The 20,222-nt window shown below is 72.1% G+C and carries 18 protein-coding genes; 7 read left to right on the plus strand and 11 right to left on the minus strand.

Features of this window, described 5'->3' with window-relative positions:
- From ACTHNQ_RS06200 to ACTHNQ_RS06235, 8 genes are all read right to left on the minus strand, one after another.
- On the minus strand, positions 1-978 hold a 978-nt coding region (locus ACTHNQ_RS06200), incomplete at its 3' end, for a carbohydrate ABC transporter permease (RefSeq protein ID WP_440332037.1).
- Positions 978-1,952 (minus strand): ABC transporter permease, encoded by a 975-nt coding sequence (locus tag ACTHNQ_RS06205; protein WP_440332038.1) that lies wholly within the window; start codon positions 1,950-1,952, stop codon positions 978-980. The genes ACTHNQ_RS06200 and ACTHNQ_RS06205, both read right to left, overlap by 1 nt.
- A 176-nt stretch (positions 1,953-2,128) precedes the next feature.
- On the minus strand, positions 2,129-3,757 hold the full coding sequence (locus ACTHNQ_RS06210) for a glycosyltransferase family 39 protein (protein WP_440332040.1): 1,629 nt from the start codon (positions 3,755-3,757) through the stop codon (positions 2,129-2,131).
- Between the two features lie 52 nt (positions 3,758-3,809).
- Positions 3,810-5,351 (minus strand): ATP-binding cassette domain-containing protein, encoded by a 1,542-nt coding sequence (locus tag ACTHNQ_RS06215; protein WP_440332042.1) that lies wholly within the window; start codon positions 5,349-5,351, stop codon positions 3,810-3,812.
- Positions 5,348-6,229 carry an ABC transporter permease gene (locus ACTHNQ_RS06220; RefSeq protein ID WP_018170200.1) on the minus strand — a complete coding sequence of 294 codons (882 nt, stop codon included), beginning with the start codon at positions 6,227-6,229 and terminating at the stop codon, positions 5,348-5,350. The genes ACTHNQ_RS06215 and ACTHNQ_RS06220 overlap by 4 nt, the downstream gene beginning before the upstream one ends.
- Before the next feature lies 1 nt (position 6,230).
- Positions 6,231-7,262 (minus strand): ABC transporter permease, encoded by a 1,032-nt coding sequence (locus tag ACTHNQ_RS06225; protein ID WP_440332044.1) that lies wholly within the window; start codon positions 7,260-7,262, stop codon positions 6,231-6,233.
- A gap of 3 nt (positions 7,263-7,265) precedes the next feature.
- Entirely contained in the window at positions 7,266-8,816 is a 1,551-nt protein-coding gene (locus ACTHNQ_RS06230) for an ABC transporter substrate-binding protein (protein WP_440332046.1), read from the minus strand.
- Positions 8,817-8,958: 142 nt separating this feature from the next.
- A complete protein-coding gene (locus ACTHNQ_RS06235) occupies positions 8,959-9,780 on the minus strand; it encodes a DUF427 domain-containing protein (protein WP_440332048.1) in 822 nt (273 codons plus the stop codon).
- 172 nt (positions 9,781-9,952) lie between these two features.
- Between ACTHNQ_RS06235 and ACTHNQ_RS06240 the strand changes: the two genes are divergently transcribed.
- Genes ACTHNQ_RS06240 through ACTHNQ_RS06265 form a run of 6 tightly spaced genes read left to right on the plus strand, consistent with a single transcriptional unit; the run spans position 9,953 to position 16,886 of the window.
- A complete protein-coding gene (locus ACTHNQ_RS06240; RefSeq protein ID WP_440332050.1) occupies positions 9,953-11,005 on the plus strand; it encodes an LLM class flavin-dependent oxidoreductase in 1,053 nt (350 codons plus the stop codon).
- Entirely contained in the window at positions 11,002-12,330 is a 1,329-nt protein-coding gene (locus ACTHNQ_RS06245) for an LLM class flavin-dependent oxidoreductase (protein ID WP_440332052.1), read from the plus strand. Before ACTHNQ_RS06240 ends, ACTHNQ_RS06245 begins: the two co-directional genes overlap by 4 nt.
- Complete coding sequence (locus ACTHNQ_RS06250; RefSeq protein ID WP_440332054.1) at positions 12,327-13,658, plus strand: NtaA/DmoA family FMN-dependent monooxygenase; 1,332 nt, start codon at positions 12,327-12,329, stop codon at positions 13,656-13,658. Before ACTHNQ_RS06245 ends, ACTHNQ_RS06250 begins: the two co-directional genes overlap by 4 nt.
- A complete protein-coding gene (locus ACTHNQ_RS06255; protein ID WP_440332056.1) occupies positions 13,655-14,983 on the plus strand; it encodes an O-acetylhomoserine aminocarboxypropyltransferase/cysteine synthase family protein in 1,329 nt (442 codons plus the stop codon). The genes ACTHNQ_RS06250 and ACTHNQ_RS06255 overlap by 4 nt, the downstream gene beginning before the upstream one ends.
- Positions 14,980-16,323 (plus strand): NtaA/DmoA family FMN-dependent monooxygenase, encoded by a 1,344-nt coding sequence (locus ACTHNQ_RS06260; RefSeq protein ID WP_440332058.1) that lies wholly within the window; start codon positions 14,980-14,982, stop codon positions 16,321-16,323. Before ACTHNQ_RS06255 ends, ACTHNQ_RS06260 begins: the two co-directional genes overlap by 4 nt.
- Positions 16,324-16,364: 41 nt before the next feature.
- Positions 16,365-16,886, plus strand: a complete 522-nt coding sequence (locus ACTHNQ_RS06265) for an NAD(P)H-dependent oxidoreductase (protein ID WP_440332060.1) — start codon at positions 16,365-16,367, stop codon at positions 16,884-16,886.
- Between the two features lie 99 nt (positions 16,887-16,985).
- On the opposite strand, the gene ACTHNQ_RS06270 is transcribed toward ACTHNQ_RS06265, so the two are convergent.
- Together ACTHNQ_RS06270 and ACTHNQ_RS06275 are read right to left on the minus strand one after the other, a co-directional pair.
- Entirely contained in the window at positions 16,986-17,156 is a 171-nt protein-coding gene (locus ACTHNQ_RS06270; RefSeq protein WP_440332062.1) for a hypothetical protein, read from the minus strand.
- A 67-nt stretch (positions 17,157-17,223) separates the two neighbouring features.
- Positions 17,224-18,138: a LysR family transcriptional regulator gene (locus ACTHNQ_RS06275; RefSeq protein ID WP_018170211.1), complete on the minus strand. Its 915-nt coding sequence runs from the start codon at positions 18,136-18,138 to the stop codon at positions 17,224-17,226.
- A gap of 76 nt (positions 18,139-18,214) precedes the next feature.
- Between ACTHNQ_RS06275 and ACTHNQ_RS06280 the strand changes: the two genes are divergently transcribed.
- Entirely contained in the window at positions 18,215-19,237 is a 1,023-nt protein-coding gene (locus ACTHNQ_RS06280; protein WP_440332064.1) for a YeiH family protein, read from the plus strand.
- A 21-nt stretch (positions 19,238-19,258) separates the two neighbouring features.
- Here the strand turns inward: ACTHNQ_RS06280 and ACTHNQ_RS06285 are convergent, their stop codons facing one another.
- Positions 19,259-20,059: a zinc-dependent alcohol dehydrogenase gene (locus tag ACTHNQ_RS06285; RefSeq protein ID WP_440332066.1), complete on the minus strand. Its 801-nt coding sequence runs from the start codon at positions 20,057-20,059 to the stop codon at positions 19,259-19,261.
- Between the last annotated feature and the right edge of the window lie 163 nt (positions 20,060-20,222).

Genomic DNA, 20,222 nt, shown 5'->3' on the forward strand with positions numbered 1-20,222 from the left:
GGCGCCGACCATGATCCCCTTGTTGAAGTACTTGGCGACGAACGGGTAGACGACGAGCATCGGCACCGTGGCGATGACCACCGTCGAGTACCGCAGCAGGTCGGCGAGTTCGCGCCGGCGCAGCTGTTCGGCCACGTTCCCGCCGCCGCCGCCGTCATTGAGGACCAGGAGCCCGCGCAGCACGAGCTGCAGCGGCTGGAGGTCGGCGTTGCGGAGGTACAGCAGGGCGTCGAAGTACGAGTTCCACTGCATGATCGCGTACATCAGGGCGATGACCGCGATGAGGGGCTTCGCCAGCGGCAGCACGATCGTCCAGAGGATGCGCAGCTCGCTCGCGCCGTCCAGCTGGGCGGCCTCGTAGACCTCGTCGGGGATCGACGAGCGGAAGAAGACCATCGCGATGATGACCTGCCACACGCCGATCGCGTTGGGAAGCAGCATCGACCAGCGGGTGTCGAGCAGCCCGAGGGACTGCACGACGAGATACATCGGGATCACGCCGCCGCTGAAGAGCATCGTGAAGACGACGGCACCGGTGAGCACTTTGCGGCCGAACAGGTTCTGACGCGACAGGGGGTAGGCGATCGCGACGGTCCCGACGACGCTGATGAGCGTGCCCACGACGGTGTAGAACACCGAGTTGGCGAAGCCGCGCAGGATCGCGGGGTTGCCGAGGGCCTCCTGATAGCCGAGGAACGTGAGGTCGACGGGCCAGAACAGCACCTGCCCCGAAGAGACCGCGCGCGGGCTCGACAGCGAGCTGGCCACGATGTTGAGCAGCGGCAGGAGGACCACCAGCAGGAAGATCGTCAGCAGGACGTACGCCGCGATGACGAACGCGCGGTCGGCGCGGGTCTCTTTGACCTTGACGCTCTGGTACGGCGAGCGCCGGCGGTTGCGGTTGCGACCGGGGACGATGACGGCGGCCGTCGCGGCCTCTTCGGCGAGGAACGCCTCGTTCTTGATGACGGTGCTCATCACCACAGCCCATTTCCTGTGACGCGCTTGGACACGGTGTTGACGACCAGCAGCAGCACGAGACTGATGACCGCGTTGAAGAGGCCGATCGTGGCGCCGAGGCTGAAGTTCGCGTTGAGGATGCCGGTCTTGTACACGTAGGTCGGGATGATCTCGGACGTGGAGAGGTTCAGGGGGTTCTGCAGCAGGAACGCCTTCTCGAACCCGATCGCCATGATGTTGCCGACGCCCAGGATGAGGATGATGGTGGCGGTCGGCATGAGCGCCGGCAGGTCGACGTGACGGATCTTCTGCAGCCGCGAGGCGCCGTCGATCTTCGCCGCCTCGTACAGCGAGACATCGACCGAGGCGAGCGCGGCGAGGTAGATGACCGCCGAGTACCCGGTCGTGGTCCACAGGTCTGTGGCCACGTAGATGTGCCGGAAGAAGTCGGCGTTGGCGAGCAGGTCGACCTGGCCGGAGCCGAAGAAGCTGAAGGTGCGCCCCAGCAGTCCGACCCTGGGCGAGAGCAGCAGGATCGTCATCGACACGATCACGACGGTCGAGATGAAGTACGGCGCGTACGTCACGAGCTGCACCGTGCGCTTGAAGAAGCGCAGCCGCACCTCGTTGAGGGCGAGGGCGAGGATGATCGGCAGCGGAAGGCTCGCGATCAGGGTGTACAGGGCGAGGATGAACGTGTTGCCGACCAGTCGCGGGAACACCGGGTTGCGGAACAGGCGCTCGAAGTTGTCGAAGCCCACCCACGGACTGCCCCACACGCCGTCGATCGGGTTGTAGTTCTTGAACGCGATGACCGCGTTCGCCATCGGCACGTAGCGGAACACGATGAACCACACGACCGGCAGCAGCAGGAGCAGGTACAGCTGCCAGTAGCGCCGCAGGCTGCGGGCGAATCGACTGCGGTTCGTCACGCGGCGCGGCTGCTCGATCACCGCCTCGAGGGGTGGTGCTTGCTCGGCACTGAGCTTCATCTGGATCCTCCGGGGATTTACTTTACGTCGTAATATTATGTGGTCGATCTCGATTCCGCTACCGAATGATCCGACCTTTTTTGGGAACCACGCCGCGGGCATACCGCCGCAGCCGCGGCTGACAGCCGTGCGCGCACGACGCCGGCCGCGTGGTCGGTGGCTTGGACCGCGGCGCCTCAGCGGGTCAGCAGGTACACGTCGCTGCGGTGCAGATCGATGTGTTCCGCGACCCGGAACCCCAGCGCCTCGAGGTCGGCGACGCCCCACGTGTCGGGGGCGTCGTTCTCGTACTCGACGAGCCAGACCCGCGTCACCCCCAGGAACCGGCCGCGGGCGGCGGCCTCGGGGATGCCGTAGGTGGTCGCGTGCCACGTCGCGCTCTCGGTGTACGGGGTCTTCAGCAGCACGTCGTTGAGGCCCGCGAAAGCGGCGGGTCGCGTGTCGAGCGCGAGCCGGGGCCGCCGCGACGGCCGCACCGACGCGTCGAAGACGATCGCGTCGCCCTCCCGCGCGGCGTGCTGCACGGTCGCGGCGATGTCGTTCCAGTCCGACTGGTTCTTCGCATGCTCGGTGCGCTGCCCGACGTACACCGGCGCCGCCGCGACGAGCACCGCCACCAGCGCGATCCCTGCGACGAGGGTCCCCGGCATCCGTTTCGAGAAGTGGATGCCGTCCAGCCGGCGCACGCCGAGAGCCATGAGGATCGCGGCGGCCGGGGCGGCGAACGTGCCGTACCTCGGGGTGTAGTCGGCGATCACGGCATTCGCGAGCAGCAGCACGCCGGTCGGGATGACGAGCCAGGCGAGGGCGACCGTCTCGAGGTCGAGCCGCGGCGCCGCGTGCGGCCGGCGCACCAGGCCGCGGAGCCAGAGTGCTGCGGCGAGGCCGATGAGCACCCACGCGACGACGGCGAACGGCCACGCCCCGAACCACATCTTGACCAGGACGGTGTCGAGCCTCGCCGTGTCCCGGTGGGCGAGGAAGGCGATCTGGTGCCGCTGGAGCTGTCCGAGCACGACGAGGGGGGCGACCGCGAGCGCGGCGGCGCCCGAGGCGACCGCCCAGTGCCGCAGGTGCCGGCGGCGGTCGCGGTCCGTCGCCAGCACGACGCCGACCGCGACGGCGAGGAGCGCGACGTAGAGGAAGACGTACACGCCGACGGCGAGCACGACCGCGTAGACGGCCCAGCCGCGGCGTGACGGCATCCCTCGCCGAAGGGTCTCGACGACCACGACCCACAGCAGCGTCGCGAGGGCGGCCGCGAACGCGTAACCGCGCGCCTCTTCACCGGCGTAGGTGAGGCGCGGCAGCACCGCCGTGATCGCGCCCGCGAGCACGGCGAACCGGATCGACGCGGGGCGTCCGGCCCCGGAGAGCCTGCCGCACAGCCACGTGACGGCCGCCGCGCACACGCCGACGGCCAGTGCCGAGGGCAGGCGCACGGCGAACGGACTCGCCCCGAACAGCCGCACCCACTCGTGCAGCCCCAGGTAGTACGCGCCGTGCACGGCGTCGATGCGGGTCAGCATCGACAGCAGACCGTCCAACGGCCGCGTGGCCGACAGCACGCTGGCCGCCTCGTCGCCCCACAGGGAAGGGATCCAGGAGCCGGTCATGCTCACGAGCGCCGCGAAGACCCCGACGATGGCGGCGGCGCGTCCCAGCCGGAGGGGGTCGACGCCGGGCGCTTCATGCGACGCTGCCACCCGCACGCGCGCAGCAGTCGCCGCCGGCGTCCGGTCCGCCACCGGCGCTTCGGCGGCGCCGACCGGGCCCGGCCCGAACCTCTCCGGTGAGACGCTCACCACTCCAGCCTGCTCCCGACCTCTGTGAACGGGCAGGGAATCCGAGGATCGGTCAGGTCGCCGCCGTCGCGGACAGGTCGCGGCTGCCGTGCCTGGCGGCGGCGATGAGGCTCCGCGTGTAGGCATGCCGCGCCGCGCCGAAGATCTCTGACGCGGGCGCCGTCTCGACCAGGCGACCGTGCTGCATGACGGCCACGCGGTGCGAGATGCGGCGGACCACCGCGAGATCGTGCGAGATGAACAGGTACGAGACACCCGTGCGCTGCTGCAGGTCGACGAGCAGATCGATGACGGTCGCCTGCACCGTCACGTCCAGCGCCGAGGTCGGCTCGTCGCACACGATGAGCGGCGACCGGCCGGCGAACGCGCGGGCGATCGCGACCCGCTGCTTCTGTCCGCCCGACAGCTGATGCGGCAGCTTGTCGAGCGTCTCGGCCGGCAGTCCGGTCTGCGCCACCAGCTCCTCGGGGGTCCCGTCGCCGTGCAGCAGCGCGATCGCCCGCCGCAGGGTCTGGCGCACCGTGCGGCGCGGATTGAGCGATGCGTCCGGGCTCTGGAACACCATCTGCACGGGCGGCGGCGCGAGGGGCGCATCGAGTTGGAGGTCGCCGTCGAACGACGTGAGCCCGGCCACGACGCGGCCGAGGGTCGTCTTGCCGCTCCCCGACTCGCCGACGATGCCGAGGGTCTCGCCGCGCCCGATGTGCAGGTCGACGCCGTCGAGGGCGACATGGCCGGAGTACTGCTTGCGCAGGCCGCTCGCGACGAGGAGCGGCGGGGCCGCGGCATCCACCGGCTCGCGCACCGCGCCGTCGAACGCGGGGATCGCCGACACCAGGCGCCGCGTGTAGTCGTGCGTCGGTGCGGCGACGAGCCGGGCCGACGACGTCGTCTCGAGCAGTCTGCCGTGCTCGAGCACGCCGACGCGGTCGCTGTGCGCGGCGACCAGCGGCAGGTCGTGGCTGATCAGCAGACTCGCGAACCCCAGCCGCCGCTGCAGGCGGCCGATGAGAGCGAGCACCTCGGCCTGCACCCGGCTGTCGAGGCCTGTGGTCGGCTCGTCGAGGATCAGCAGGCGCGGCCGCGCGGCGAGCGCCATCGCGATCATCACCCGCTGCTGCTGGCCGCCCGACAGCTCGTGCGGGTAGCGCGCGGCGAGCCGGTCCGGGTCGTGCAGTCCCACCTCGGCGAGCGACTCGTGCGTCGCCGCGCGCGCCGCGGGCCTGTCCAGTCCTCGCAGACGGTGCGCCTCGGCGACCTGCGCGCCGACGGATGCCGTCGGGTTCAGCGCCCGCGACGGCTCCTGGTACACGACGCCGATGTCGTCGCGGCGGTAGCGGCGCAGCGCAGGGGTGTCGAGTGCGAGCACGTCGCGCCCCGCGACCCGGAGCTGATCGGCCCGCACCCGCGCCCCCTTGGGGAGGAAGCGGGTGAGCGCGAGCGCGATCGTGCTCTTGCCGGAGCCCGATTCGCCGACGAGCCCGTGGGCCTCGCCCTCGGCGATGTCGAGGTCCACGCCGTGCACGGCGGTGCGGAGCCCGCCGTCGACGCGGTGCTCGATCGTGAGCCCGCGCACCGAGACGAGTCCGGTCATCCGCGCAGCACCTCCTTGAGGTTGTCGGCGACCAGGTTGACCGAGACGACGAGCGACGCGATCGCGAGGGTCGGGAACACGAGCGTCCACCACGCCCCCTGCAGGTACGCGCGGTTCTCGTTGACGGCGAGCCCCCAGTCCGGCGACGGCGGTGCGGCCGCGAGGCCGAGGAACGACAGCGAGGATGCCACGAACACCGCGCCGCCGATGCTGAGCGCCGCCTGCACCGCGACCTGCGGCCACACGTTGGGCAGCAGCTCCCGCGAGAGGATCCACCCCGCGCGCTCGCCCTGCAGCTGGGCGCTGGTGACGTAGTCCTTGCCCATCTCGACGAGCACCTCGGCGCGGATGATGCGGGCGATGCCCGGCGCGAACAGCACCCCGATGGCGGCCGCCAGCACGAGCGGACTGCTGCCGAAGGCGCCGACGATCACAAGCAGGAAGATGAGCGTCGGGAGCGCCAGGAACACGTCGAACGTGCGCATGAACAGCTGGTCGACCCATCCCCTCCGGTATCCGGCGACCAGGCCGAGCACCGTCCCGAGGACGGTGGCGATGAGCGTGCCGAGCGGTCCGATGAGCAGCGCCGACTCTGCCCCGGCCAGGACGCGCGCGAACACGTCGCGCCCGATGCGGTCGGTGCCGAACCAGTGCTCGGGGCTCGGCGGCGCGAGCTTCGCGCCGGTGTCGCCGAACGGGTCCAGCCCGAACCAGCGCCAGGCGATCGCGACGAACACCCACCACGCGATGACGACGGCCGAGAGGGTGAACGTCGGGCGCCTCAGCAGGGCGGCCCACGCCCCGCGGGCGCGGGGGGATGCGGCATCCGCCGCAGTCACGAGGTCCACGCGGCCTTCGAGCAGCACGTCCGCCGCCATCTCACTCCCCTTCCGTGAAGCGCACGCGCGGGTCGACGATCGTGAACGCGATGTCGGTGACCAGCAGCGCGCACAGCGAGATGAGCCCCGTCACCATGACGCCGGCGGCGAGGATGAACACGTCCTTCTTCTGCGTGGCCGTCACCAGCAGCTCGCCGAGTCCGGGATAGCCGAACAGGGTCTCGACGACCGCGCTGCCGCCGAGCAGCGCGCCCAGGTACACGCCGATCAGCGAGATGGTCGGGATGAGGGCGTTGCGCGCCACGTGGCGGCGGAACAGGGCCCCGCCGTGGAGCCCCTTGATCACCGCGGTGCGAAAGAACTGCGACCCCGTCGCCTCGACCACCCCGGTGCGGGTCATGCGCGCGAGCACCGAGACGTACCCGAGCGCGAGCGTCACCGCCGGCAGGGTCATCGCCCGCAGTTGAGGGAAGAACCCGGCGCCGACCGCGTCGCCGGACTGGATCGGCAGCACCGGGAAGATCAGCGCGAACACGATGAGCAGCAGCACGCCGACCACGAACTCCGGCACCGACGCCAGCGACATGAGCCCGACGGTGGCGGCGCGATCCGTGCGCGACCCCTCTCGGCGGGCTTGCCATGCGCCGATCCCGATCGCCAGGGGCACGAGGATCACGAAGGCGTACAGCCCCAGCAGCACGGAGTTGCCCAGGCGCTCCAGCACGAGCGGCGCGACCGGCTCGCCGTAGACGAGGCTCGTGCCCCACTGCCCGGTGACGAAACCGCCCAGCCACGACAGGTAGCGGTCGACGAGACCGCCGTCGAGGCCGTGGGCGGCATTCCACTGCTGCACCTGCTCCGCGGTCGCGTACTGCCCGAGGGCGTTGCGGCCGGGATCGCCGGGCACGACCTGGATGAGCCAGAACACGAGCACCGACACGACCAGCAGCACGGCCGGGATCTGCACCGCCCGCTGCGCCACGAGCCGCCTGATCCCGCGGTGACGGGCGCGCAGCACCGCCGGCCCCCGCCCGAGGCGGGGTCCGCTCCCGAGACGGAGGCCGGCGGTCATGCGTCACTCCTCGATCGAGATGCCGGAGAAGTCGTAGCCGGTGTAGAAGTCCAGCGCACCGGCGAACTCGCCCTTGACGCGCTTGTCCTGCAGCGACTGCGCCTTCGAGAAGGCCGGCACGATGACGGGCAGGTCGGTCCACTGGATCTCGGCGATCCGGTCGGCGAGCTGCTGGCGCTGGGCCGGATCGGTGGTGGCGTCGAACTGCCCGGTCAGGTCCTCCAGCTCGGGGTTGGAGTAGTGCGACGCGTTCCACGACGAGCCGGCCGCGTAGATCAGCGACACGTACTGCGAGGGCACGCGCTTGGCCCAGTTGGTGACGGTGACGCCCGCGGTCAGCCAGGGGGTGTCGTCACCCTCGGCGTAGTACTGCTCGCCGGTCAGCACGTCGAGGTCGACGTCGAAGCCCGGCACCGCGTTGAGCTGCTGCTGCAGCACTTCGCCGAACAGCTGGTTGTCGGTCGTGATCGTGAACGACAGTGTGCGTCCGTCCAGCAGCTCCGCGACCTTGTCGAGGTCCTGCTCGCGCTGCTCGAGCCCGGCGGGCTGCGGTTCGTAGTCCGGGAAGAACGTGACGTCGTCCGCGATGTCGGCGTTGCCCTGGTACACGTCGTCGACGAGGCCCTGCCGGTCGATCGCCCACGCGAACGCCTCGCGCGCGGTCGGGTCGTCGAAGGGCGCCGCGGTGACGTCGAGGAAGATGCCGTCGATCTTGTTGTAGCCCGACGAGATCGTGTTGTACTTCGACGCGTCGACGGTGGCCGCCACGTCGGAGGTCAGCCCGATGCGGTCGATCTCGCCGGCCTGGAAGGCGAGCAGCGTCGCCTGCGTGTCGCCGTAGACCTTCAGCTCGACGCCGTCGAGCTTGATCGCGTCGGCGTTCCAGTACTCGGGGTTCTTGACGTAGGTCGCCCCCTTGCCCACCGTGTAGTCCTTCAGCAGGAACTGGCCCGCCCCGACCGGGTCGTCGAGCCACGTGCCCGGCTTGTAGTCGGCGGGGAGGATGCCGGTGTTCGTGCCGGTGAGCAGCAGCGGGAAGTCCGAGAACGGACGCACGAGGGTGAACACGACCGTCTCGTCGCCGTCGGCGGCGACCGAGTCGAGGATGCCGTCGAAGGCGCTGCGCCCCGGCGACTGGCTGTCTTCGCCGGTGATGGCCTGGAAGGTCGCCACCACGTCCGCGGAGGTGACGGGGGTGCCGTCGTTGAACACCGCGCCGTCGCGCAGCGTCACGGTCCACGTCAGGCCGTCGTCGGACGCGGCCCAGTCGGTGGCCAGACGCGGATTCAGGTCGCCCGCGGCGTCAAGGCTGATGAGCGGCTCGGTGACCAGGCCCGAGATGATCTGAGCGTTGTAGTCCGCGACCGTCAGCGGGTCGATCTCGCTGCCCGGGTCCGTGATCGGCAGACGATAGACGTCATCGGATGCCGCGCCGGACGAGCTGCCGCCGGCCGTGCCGGTGGCGCACGCGGTCAGGCTGAGGGCGAGCGCACCCACGGCGAGCGCGGCGATCGCCGCGCGCAGTGGGCGTCGGGGGTGGAGCGAAGGGGCCATGGTGTTCCTCTCGGGCGGGACGGGGTGCGGCACGGCGGGCGTGGCGCAGGCTGTGGTGAGCGATCGTGGCCCGCGTGTCGCGGCGTCGCCAAACGGCGCGGGACGCGGCGCGACACCCTCGGTCACGATCTGTCACGCGGCGTCACGCAGAGCCGACGGGGATGCCGTCGACCTCGACCGTCACGCGCTCGGAGTAGAAAGCGATGCGGCCGGCGATGGGCGCCACGGCCGGGAGCGGCGCGGGGTACGACCAGGCGATCTCGCGTTCGGGGCGGTCCGCGGCTGCCCAGTACTCGGTCGCCTCTCCCTTGTAGGGGCACTCGCTCCAGCGGCTGATCTCGCGCAGCGCCGACCAGTCGATGTCTTCGCGGGGCAGGTAGTAGCGGGGTACGAGGCCGGTCTCGTAGACGATGACGGATGCCGTCGAGTCGGCGATGACCCGTTCGCCGTCGCGCACCACGATCCGTCGGGTGGACGGCAGCGTGTCGACGCGGTTGCGGGGGTCGCGCGGGTGCGCGAACACACGCTCCTCCTCTTCCGTCCACCGGTCGAGCACGCCGGGGAACCAGGCGAAGGCGATGAAGCCGTCGAGCGCGTCGACGTCCCACGTCCAGGCGGCGGCCTCGATGCGCCGATCCCCGACGACGAGGTCGAACCACTGCCGGGCCGGGATCCGCGGCCGGTAGTACGCCGCGGCGGGCGGCTCGCCGGGGACGAGCAGGTCGCGGCGGACGTCGTCCAGCGGGTAGCCGTACTCGGGCACCTTCGCACCGGGCTCCCACACCAGCACGGGACGGCGCGAGTCCACGACCGCGAGGTCGCCGACCCAGCCGCGCACCCAGCGTTCGCTGGGCTCCCACGTCCAGGTGGAGGCGTGCACCGGCTCTCGACGGGCGAGACCCTCGCCGGTGCGGGGCTCGACACGCTCTGAGCGCGCGACGGGGGGACTGCTCGGAGTGGTCACAGACACGGTTCCTCCTGAAGGCGGCGGTTCGACGCCCCCATGAAAGCCCCGCGGACGCGCGTTCCGTGCGGGAGTTGCCGTCGATGAACGCAGATGACCGCGTATGACGACGCATGCCGTCGCGTGACATCGTGCGCGCGGCGGGCGCACGGACCGCGCCTAGCGTGACCGCATGCCTCACCCCGACATCGCGCCCCCGGTGCGCACGCCGCTGCAGACGCGTCCGCCGCTGCACGTGGGTCTGTTCGCGCACCTCGCCGAGCACCGCGGCACCGTCGAGCAGACGTATCTCGACTACCTCGACCTCTTCGAGTACTCGGAGTCGGTCGGGGTCGAGTCGGCGTGGGTGCGGCAGTTCCACCTCGCCAAGCCCGACGCGGGACGCCTCGGCGGTCTGCCGTCGCCCTTCGTATTCCTCGGCGTGCTGGCCGCGCGCACCACCACCCTGCGGCTCGGCACCGCCGCCATCACGCTTCCGCTGGAGCGCGAGCTGCGCGTCGCGGAGGACGCCGCCGTGCTCGACGCCCTCAGCAGCGGACGCGTCGAGCTGGGCCTGGCGAACGGCGGGCAGCCGCAGGCCGCCGCAGCCCTCGGGGTGACCCGCATCGACGACCGCGAGCAGAGCCGTCGTGCCTACCTCGAGGCCGTGGACCGGGTCGCCGCCGCGCTGCGGGGCGAGCCCGTCTCGCCCGACGGCGAGGTCATCGCTCCGTCCCGCCCGGCGCTCGCCGAGCGCATCTGGCACGCGACGCTCACCGAGCACAGTGCGTTCGAGACCGGCCGGCGCGGCGAGGGCGTCCTGATCGGCACCACGCAGGTCGTGCCGGGCGAGGTCTCGGCCGCCGCCTACCACCGCGGACTCCGCGAGGGCGTCACCCCGCGCCTGGGCCTGTCGACCTGGATCTTCCCCGGGCGCTCGCGCGAGGACGCGCTGCGCCGCGCCGAGGCGGGCCTGCTCGCCAAGTGGGAGTGGGCGAAGGACTTCCTGCCCGCCGCCGACAGCACCGCCGAGGTCGCCGAGCGCCTCAACCTGCACTACGGCACGGCGGCCGATATCGCGGCATCCATCGCGCAGCACCCGGCCTTCGCCTACACGACGCACGTGCAGCTGCAGCTCGACGGGCTGTACCGCGACGTCGAGGAGCAGAAGCAGGCGCTCGCCCTGTTCACCGCAGAGGTCGCCCCCGAGCTGGCCTCGGCCGACCGCGCGGCGGTGGCGGCGTGAGCCGCGCGCCGCTCGTCTTCGCGGCGGGCATCTTCTACCCGGGCGGCGAGCACATCACCGGCTGGCGCGCACCAGGCTCGGAACCGCATGCGTATCTGGATCTCGACTACTACACCCGCTTCGCGCAGACCGCCGAGGCGGGGCGGTTCGCCACGCTGTTCCTGGCCGACGAGCTGTACGTGTGGGACCGCTTCCGTTCCGGCATCGACCACGGCGTCAACGTGCGGCTGGAGCCCTTCACGCTGCTGAGCGCACTGTCGCAGGTGACGAGCCGGATCGGCCTGGCGGCCACCGTGTCGACCACCTACAACGAGCCGTACCACGTGGCCCGCAAGCTCGCCTCGCTCGACCACATCAGCGGCGGCCGCGCCGCCTGGAATCTGGTCACGAGCGCGAGCGACGAAGAGGCGCGCAACTTCGGCCGCGACGCGCACCTCGAGCACGGGCTGCGCTACCGCCGCGGCGCAGAGTTCGTCGACGTGGTCAACGGGCTGTGGGACGGGTGGGACGACGACGCGTTCCTCTTCGACAAAGAGACCGGCTACTACGCCGACCGCACCAAGCTGCACGTGCTCGACCACCGCGGCGACCACTTCGCCGTGCGCGGACCCCTCAACATCCCGCGCCCCGTGCAGGGGCATCCTCCCCTCTTCCAGGCCGGGGCGTCCGAAGCCGGACGCGACCTCGCCGGCCGCACGGCCGACGCCGTCTTCACCCTCGGCGGCGGATCGCTCGAGACGTCGCAGGGCCTGTACGACGACTACAAGCGCCGCGCCGTCGCCGCCGGCCGCGGTGCCGACGACCTCAAGGTGCTGCCCTGGTTCTCGCCCATCATCGGCGACACCCAGGCCGATGCCGAGGAGCGCTTCCGCGAACTGGCCGCGCTGACGCCGGATCGGGTGCAGATCGACCTGCTCTCGCACTACCTCGGGGCCGATCTCGGCGAGCGCGACCTCGACGAGCCCTTCACGTTCGACTTCGATCTCGACGGGTTCAACCAGTCGAAGTCCGGCTACCAGTCCATCGCCGCGCTGCTCGCGCAGCGCCCGTACACGATCCGCGAACTGGCCTGGGACGTGCTGCGCCGCCGCTTCACCGTCGGCACGCCCGACACCCTCGCCGCCCACCTCGTCGAGCGCTACGAGAACGGCGCGGCCGACGGCTTCATCCTCATGGCTCCCACGCTCCCCGACACCCTCGTGCGCTTCGTCGACGACATCGTCCCGCGCCTCACCGACGCCGGTGTCTACCCCCGCGAGTACGCCGGCGACACGCTGCGCGAGAACCTCGGACTCGCCCGCCCCGCAGGAAGGTACGCCGCATGACCCGCCGACTGCTCCTCGGAGCGTTCCTGTTCCACCCCGGCGGCTCGCACGTGTCGGGCTGGCGTCACGCCTCGGCCGAACCCGACCGCCACGTCGACATCGAGTACTACGCGCGCTTCGCCCAGACCGCCGAGCGCGGCGTGTTCGACACCATCTTCCTGGCCGACGGCCTGTACTTCTGGGACCGCTTCCCCTCCGGCGTCGACCACTACGGGCAGACCCGCCTCGAGCCGCTCACCCTGCTGTCGGCGCTCGCGGCCCGCACCAGCCGGATCGGGCTGGCCGCGACGGTCTCGACGACCTACAACGAGCCGTACCACGTGGCCCGCGCCATCGCGTCGCTCGACCACATCAGCCGCGGCCGCGCCGCCTGGAACCTCGTGACCTCGCGCTACGACGAAGAGGCCCGCAACTTCGGCGGCGACGATCACCTGGACCACTCGCTGCGCTACGAGCGGGGCGCCGAGTTCGTCGACGTCGTGCACAAGCTCTGGGACAGCTGGGCCGACGACGCCATCCTCGCCGATCGCGAGAGCGGACTGTTCGCGGATGCCGGCGGCCTGGCGGCCGCCGACCACCGGGGCGAGCACTTCACCGTGCGCGGGCCGCTCAACGTGTCGAGGCCGCCGCAGGGCTACCCGGTGCTGTTCCAGGCGGGCGGCTCGGAGGCCGGCCAGGAGCTGGCCGCCGCCACCGCCGATGCCGTCTTCGCCCGCTCGCTCCCCCTGGCCGAGGCACAGCGCTTCTACGCCGGGCTCAAGGAGCGCGTCGTCGCGCACGGGCGCGGGCCCGACGAGGTGGCGATCCTGCCCCAGCTGCGGCCGGTGGTCGCCGAGACCGAGGCGGCGGCACGGGAGCTCGCCGCCGAGCTCCTCGCGTCGACGCCCGACGCCATCATCGTCGAGGACGTCGCGCACTCGATCGGGCAGTCGCTGCCCGCCGACCCCGACGCGCCCATCACCCCGGCCGCAGACACCGACATCGCCAACGAGTCGAAGTCGCCGAACCGTCGTCTCGCGCGCCTGCTGTCGGGCGAGCGGCTCACCGCCCGCGACCTCTACGCGGAGTCGTTCTGGGAGTCCGTGACGGTCGGCACGCCCACGACGATCGCCGACGACGTGCAGGAGCGCTTCGAATCCGGGGCCGCCGACGGCTTCGTGGTGCAGGCGCTCACGCAGCCTCTCGGGTTCGAGTCGTTCGTCGAGCTCGTCGTGCCCGAGCTGCAGCGCCGGGGCCTCACCCGGACGGCGTACGAAGAGACGACGCTGCGCGAGCGCCTGGGCCTCGCGCGCCCGGCCCGTCGCGTCGCGGAACGGGTGACGGCATGACCCGCGACGACCACGCCCGCCTCGGGTTCGCCACCCGCCAGCTGCACGCCGGCGACCGCTCCCCCGGTCCGCACCGACCGCGCGCCACGCCCATCTACCTGACTGCCGGGTTCGAGTTCGACGACTTCGACCAGGCGCACGCGCGGTTCGCGGGCACCGACGAGGGCTTCAGCTACACGCGGGTGGGCAACCCCACGAACGTCGCCGCCGAGCAGCGCATCGCCGACCTCGAGTCCGGCGTCGGCGCGCTCCTGCTGGGCAGCGGTCAGGCGGCGGTGGCGACCACCGTGCTGGCCCTCGTCTCGGCCGGCGACCACGTGCTGGCCTCGGCGAGCATCTACGAGGGCACGCGCGAGCTCCTGCGGGACGACCTTGCCCGCCAGGGCGTCGCGGTGGATTTCGTCGAGGACCCCAACGACGCCGCTGCGTGGGATGCCGGCATCCGGCCCAACACCCGGCTCGTGTTCGCGGAGTCGATCCCCAATCCCAAGAACGACGTGCTCGACGTCGCGGCGCTCGCGGCGGTGGCCCACCGCCACGGCGTGCCGCTCGTGGTCGACAACACGCTCGCCACCCCGTACCTGCTGCGACCGCTCGAGCACGGCGCCGACATCGTGGTCCACTCGGCGAGCAAGTTCCTGGCCGGCCACGGCACCGTCCTCGGCGGCGTGATCGTCGACGGCGGCACGTTCCCGTGGGGCGAGCACCCGGACGCGTACCCGCAGCTGGCCCGCGACAGCGGCCTCGACGGCCTGACGTTCGCGGAGCGCTCTCCGCGGACCGCGTTCCTTGACTTCGCCCGACGCGTCGCGATGCGGTACGGCCCGGTGCCGTCGCCGCTCAACGCGTTCCTCATCATCCAGGGCATCGAGACCCTGTCGCTCCGCGTCGCCCGGCAGTCGGCGACCGCGCTGCAGCTGGCGACGTGGCTAGAACGGCATCCCGGCGTCGAGAGCGTCGACTACAGCGGGCTGCCGTCGAGCCCGCACCACGCGATCGCGGCGCGGTACCTGCCGCTCGGGCAGGGATCGGTCTTCGCGGTCACGATCCGCGGCGGCCGCCAGGCGGCGCAGGTCTTCACCGACGCGCTGCGCCTGTTCACCCGCATGACGCACCTCGGCGACGTGCGATCGCTGGTGCTGCATCCCGGGACCACCACGCACGTCCTGCGCGACGACGAGCAGCTCGCCGCCAGCGGCATCGGCCCCGGGCTGCTGCGACTGTCGATCGGCCTCGAAGACCCCGACGACCTCGTGGCCGACCTCGACCGCGCCTTCGCGGCCGTCGCGGCCGCCGACCTGCTGAGCACCCTGGGAGTGTCATGACCCGTCCGCAGCACTTCGGCTGGTTCCTCTCACGCGGCTTCGGGCCGCACGGCTGGGCCCGCCCGTACCACGAGTGGAACTACGCGTGGCAGCGCCCCGATCTCTACCAGCAGTCGGCGCGCGAGCTCGAGCAGGCGGGGTTCGACTTCGTCCTCATCGAGGACGCCCTCTCGGTGGGCATCACGCCCGAGACGCTGAACCTGCGTGTGCGCAAGGCGTACGGCGGGCCGAAGCACGACCCCTGGACGCTCGCACCGTACCTCTTCGCGGCGACGCGGCACCTCGGCGTGATCCCGACGGCGAACCCCGTCTCTCTGCATCCGTATCAGGCGGCGCGTCAGTTCGCGTCACTGCAGCACCTGAGCGGAGGGCGCGTCGGCCTGAACGTCGTCACCGACGTCGGCAGCGCCCACCACTTCGGCCAGGAGCGCCTGCCCCACGACGCGGCGTACGACCGTGCGCAGGAGTGGCTCGACGCGCTGCGCCTGCTGTGGCACAGCTGGGACGACGACGCCCTCATCGCCGACCCGCGGACGCAGATCTATGCCGACGGCACGAAGATCCGGGCGGTGCAGCATCGCGGCGAGTACTACTGGTTCGACGGGCCGCTCAATGCCGAGCCGCTGCCCCAGGGCCCCGCCGGCGAGAGCGGCGACCCGATCGTCGCGTCCCCCGGCGGCTCGCCGCGCGGCATCGGCTTCGCGGGCCGCAACTCCGAGATCCAGCTGGCGCTCTCGAACCTCGACGTCGACGCGATCCGGGCGTATCGCGAACGCGTCCGCGAGGCGGCGGTCGCCGCCGGGCGCAGCGCCGACGACATCAAGACGCTGTTCGTGTTCAAGCCCATCGTCGCCGCGAGCCGTGAGGAGGCCGACCGCATCGTGCAGGCATCCGAGACGCCCAGCGATGCGACTCTGCTCGAGGTCGCCGAGGCCTGGTCGAGCGACCTCGAGACCGACCTCACCGCACTGGACCTCGACCGCCCACTGGATCCCGCGATCTTCGGCGACCATGTCTCGCAAGGGACCATCAAGGGCCTGCGCGGCCGCTTCGACAGCTTCGCGGACGTGCCCCTGCGCGCGATCCTCGCCGGCAAGGCACGGCTCGGACGGATCGGCGACGGGATCAGCGGCACGGTGGGCACCGCCGACGAGCTGGCCGACCTCATCGAGGAGCTGGGTGAGGATGCCGGCAACGACGGCCTCATCTTCTCGGGCGACCTGCACCCCGTCACGATCCATCGCACGCTCGACGAGCTGGTGCCGATCCTGCGTCGCCGCGGCATCCTCCGCTCCGAGTACACGGGCGGCGGCCTGCGCGCCGACCTCTCCGCGTTCTGACCCGCCCGCCCGCCTCGCCCGCCTCGCAAGGAGCACGCCTCATGTCGTCGATCGTCGTCCTCGTCGGAAACCCCCAGCCCGCATCGCGCACCCGCCTGGTGGCCGAGGAGGTCGGGCACCAGCTCGCCGCCCGCAGCGGCGCGGACCTGCGGCCCACGATCGACCTCGCCGATGTCGCGGACCGGCTGTTCCGGTTCCCGGACGCGACGGTCGAGGCGCTGCTCGACCAGGTCGCCGCCGCCGATGTGCTGGTCGTCGCGAGCCCGACCTACAAGGCCACGTACACGGGGCTTCTCAAGGCGTTCCTCGACCGGTACGGCGCAGGCGCGCTCTCGGGGGTGACGGCCGTGCCGCTGCTCACGATCGGGGGCCCGGCGCACGCACTCGCGGTCGAGCACGCGCTGCGTCCGCTGCTGGTCGAGCTCGGCGCCTCCACCCCCACGCGCGGTCTCGCCTTCCCCGCCGGAGAGGTCGAGCGTCGCACCGAACTCGTCTCGGCGTGGCTCGAGACGGAGTGGCCGCGCCTGGCTCCCGCGCTCAAGGTGGCGCGGATCCGCGCCTGACGCAGCCCGCGCGGCTCGGCATCGGTCACTGGCCGGGGTCTGCCCCGGGTTCCGCCCCCGTGACCCTGATCCGGTGACCGATCGCGACAGTGGTCTCACTCACCGCGTGATCAGCGAGCCGTCCCTGCAGTGCTGTTCGACGAGCTCCGGCAGGACCGGCTCGGGAGCATCCCACACCGACCGCAGCCACGATCCGACCCGGCGTGCGGCGACGGCGCACCGCCGGACCACGCGCGGGCCATGCCCCGGTTTCTCCGAGAGGACGCTCATCCCCTCAGCGTGGGCCGATTCGGCTGTGAACGGGCCGGGAATCCCGAGGCGCGGCCGCCCGCATCGGTCACGACAGCTGCGCGGCCTCCAGCAGGTCGCGCGCCACCGGTGACAGGTCGCGCGCGGCGCCCCGCCAGATCGCGGTGATCGGGCGCGTGATCGGTGCGGTGTCGACCGGCACCCGGGCCAATCGCCCGAGCCGCAGGTCGTCGGCGACGACGCGGCTCGACAGCACGGCGGGGGCCAGCCCGCTCGCCACGGCCGACCGGATCGCCGCGCTGTTGGCGAGCACGACCGCCGGGTCGGCGGGAGGGCGCCCGAGGCGCTCTCCGACCGTGAGCTCCCAGCTGCGCCGGGTGCCGCTGCCGAGCTCGCGCGCGACCAGACCTGTGCCGGCGACGTCGGCCAGGGGGACGGCATCCCGCACCGCCCACGGGTGATCCGTCGCCACGACGACGACCAGCTCGTCGCGCGCGACGACACGGCTCGACAGGTCGGTCAGCGGTTCGGGGCTCTCGATGAACCCGAGGGATGCCTCACCTCCGCGTACGCGGGCGCACGTGTCGGCGCTGTTGGCGGTGAGCAGGCGCACCTCGGTCGGCGTATGGCCGGCCGCGAGCTGCGCGGCGCGCAGCGCGACGAGCCACCGCGGCAGGAGGTGCGACGCGACGGTCTGGCTCGCGGCGACCGAGAGCTCGCGACCGGTCTCGCCGCGCAGCTGTCCGATGCCCGTCTCGAGCCGGTCGGCCGCGTGCAGCAGCTCGTCGGCCCACGCGACGAACACCTCGCCGGCGGGGGTGGCGGTCACGCCCTGCGGCGAGCGCAGCAGCAGTTCCAGGCCGAGGGCGCGCTCCATCGCGCGCAGCCGGGCGGACGCGGACTGCTGGGTCACGCCGCGTTCGCGCGCGGCGGCCGAGATCGAGCCGAGCTCGCACACGGCACGCAGCAGGCGCAGAGCCTCGATGTCGGGCACATATCCCACGGCTACAGCCTACGCCTGTACCCCTACACGGTCGGGAGGGATACCGGCGCAGGTGGCGAAAAGCGAATGTGGAAAGGTGTTCCGCCCCGATCCGACCGCTCCCCGCATCGTCCGCCTCGTCCCGGGGATCGCGCTGTGCCTGCTGATGGCCGGTGTCTCGTTCGCCATCGGCACCGTCGCGCCCGTGGTCGGCAGCGCCATCCCGGCGATCGCGATCGGCGTGGCCATCGCGGCGATCCGGCGGCCGGGCGGGCTCGTGCAGCCCGGCATCGCGTTCTCGGGCAAGTGGCTGCTGCAGATCGCGATCGTGCTGCTCGGAGCCCACCTGTCGCTGCAGGATGTGGTCGCCGTCGGCGCCGAGTCGCTGCCCGTGATGCTCAGCACGCTGACGGTGTGCCTGCTCGCGGCGTGGGCCGTCGGCCGATGGATGCGGGTCGACGGGCGGCTGCGGACGCTCATCGGCGTCGGGACCGGGATCTGCGGCGCCTCGGCGATCGCCGCCGTCGCACCCGTGATCGCGGCCACGACCGGTGAGATCGCGTACGCCGTCTCGACCATCTTCGTGTTCAACATCGCCGCCGCCGTCGCCTTCCCGCTCCTCGGTCACGCGCTCGGCCTCGACGCGCACACGTTCGGCCTGCTCGCCGGCACCGCGATCAACGACACCAGCTCGGTGGTCGCAGCGGCCACGACCTTCGGCGCCGGAGCGCTGGGGTTCGCCGTGGTCGTCAAGCTCGTCCGCACGCTCATGATCGTGCCGATCGCCGTGGGCCTCGCGCTGCGTCAGCCCCGTGAGTCCGGGCCCGGCCTGCTGCGCCGGCCGTGGCGCATCGTCACGCTCGTCCCGTGGTTCATCGTCGGCTTCACCCTCATGGTGCTCGCGAACTCGGCCGGCCTGATCTCGGACGCCGCACATACCGTGATGGCTGTGGCGAGCGCGCTCCTCATCGCGGCCGCGCTGGCGGGCATCGGCCTGTCGACCGACCTCGTGGCGATACGGCGAGCCGGCTGGCGGCCGCTCGCGCTCGGCGGCATCCTCTCGCTGCTGGTCACGGCGACCGCCCTGGGCGCCCTCGCCCTCACCGGCGGGCTCGGCTGAGCCCGCACCGCCGGCAGCGTCTCAGAGCGCGACGTGGAACTTGGGGCCCGGCCCGGCTGCGGGCGGCCGCACGCCGGAGAGAATCGCGGGCAGGTCGTCCAGCGTCAGGGTCGCCGCGATGAGGGGCCGCGGGTCGACGACCCCCGCCGCGTACGCGTCTATCGTTCCGGCCAGACCCGGTGAAGCGCTGAGGACGCCGACGGCCGTCACATCCTTGAGGGCGAGATCCCGCGTGTCGATGCGGCTGGGGGTGCCGGCCAGGCCGATGTAGACCACGCGTCCGCCGGGTTCGACGAGCTCCAGCGCCCGCGCCGGCAGCAGCGGGGAGTTGGATGCCTCGATCACGGCGTCCCACGGCAACGCGGGCAGTCGCTCCTCGGTCCAGACGTCGTCGAAGCCGAGCGAACGGGCGAACGCCGCCGAGACGGCATCCCGCGCGAGCAGGTGCACCTCGGCGCCCGCCGCCCGGGCGAACAGCTCGCACAGCAGGCCGATGGTGCCGGGCCCGAGCACCAGGCAGCGATCACCCGGCTGCAGCCCCGCGCCCTGCACGGCGCGGAAAGCGTTGCCTCCCGGTTCCACGAGGGCACCCATCGCGTCGTCGACGGCGTCGGGCAGCCGATGCAGCGACCGGGCGGGCGTCGCGACCTTCTCGGCGAGCGCTCCCGCCTTGCCTCCGCGGATGCCGAGCTCCAGACGCTGCTCGCACACGTGCTGCCGGCCGTGCTCGCAGCGCCGGCACGCGCCGCAGCCGAGCATCGTGTCGCCGGTGACCCTTCGTCCGATCCAGGCCGGGGCGGCGCCGGCGCCGCCCGCCGACACCCTGCCCCGCCCATCGTGGGCGCTGCGGCCCCGAGTGGCGGGGCCCGGGGGCGGCGGGCGGCGCCGGCGGCGCCCCGGCCTGGATCGGACGAAGGGTCACCGGCGACACGAGGCTCGGCTGCGGCGCGTGCCGGCGCTGCGAGCACGGCCGGCAGCACGTGTG

The organism is Microbacterium sp., assembly GCF_051953575.1.
In the GTDB taxonomy this organism is placed as follows: Bacteria; Actinomycetota; Actinomycetes; order Actinomycetales; family Microbacteriaceae; genus Microbacterium.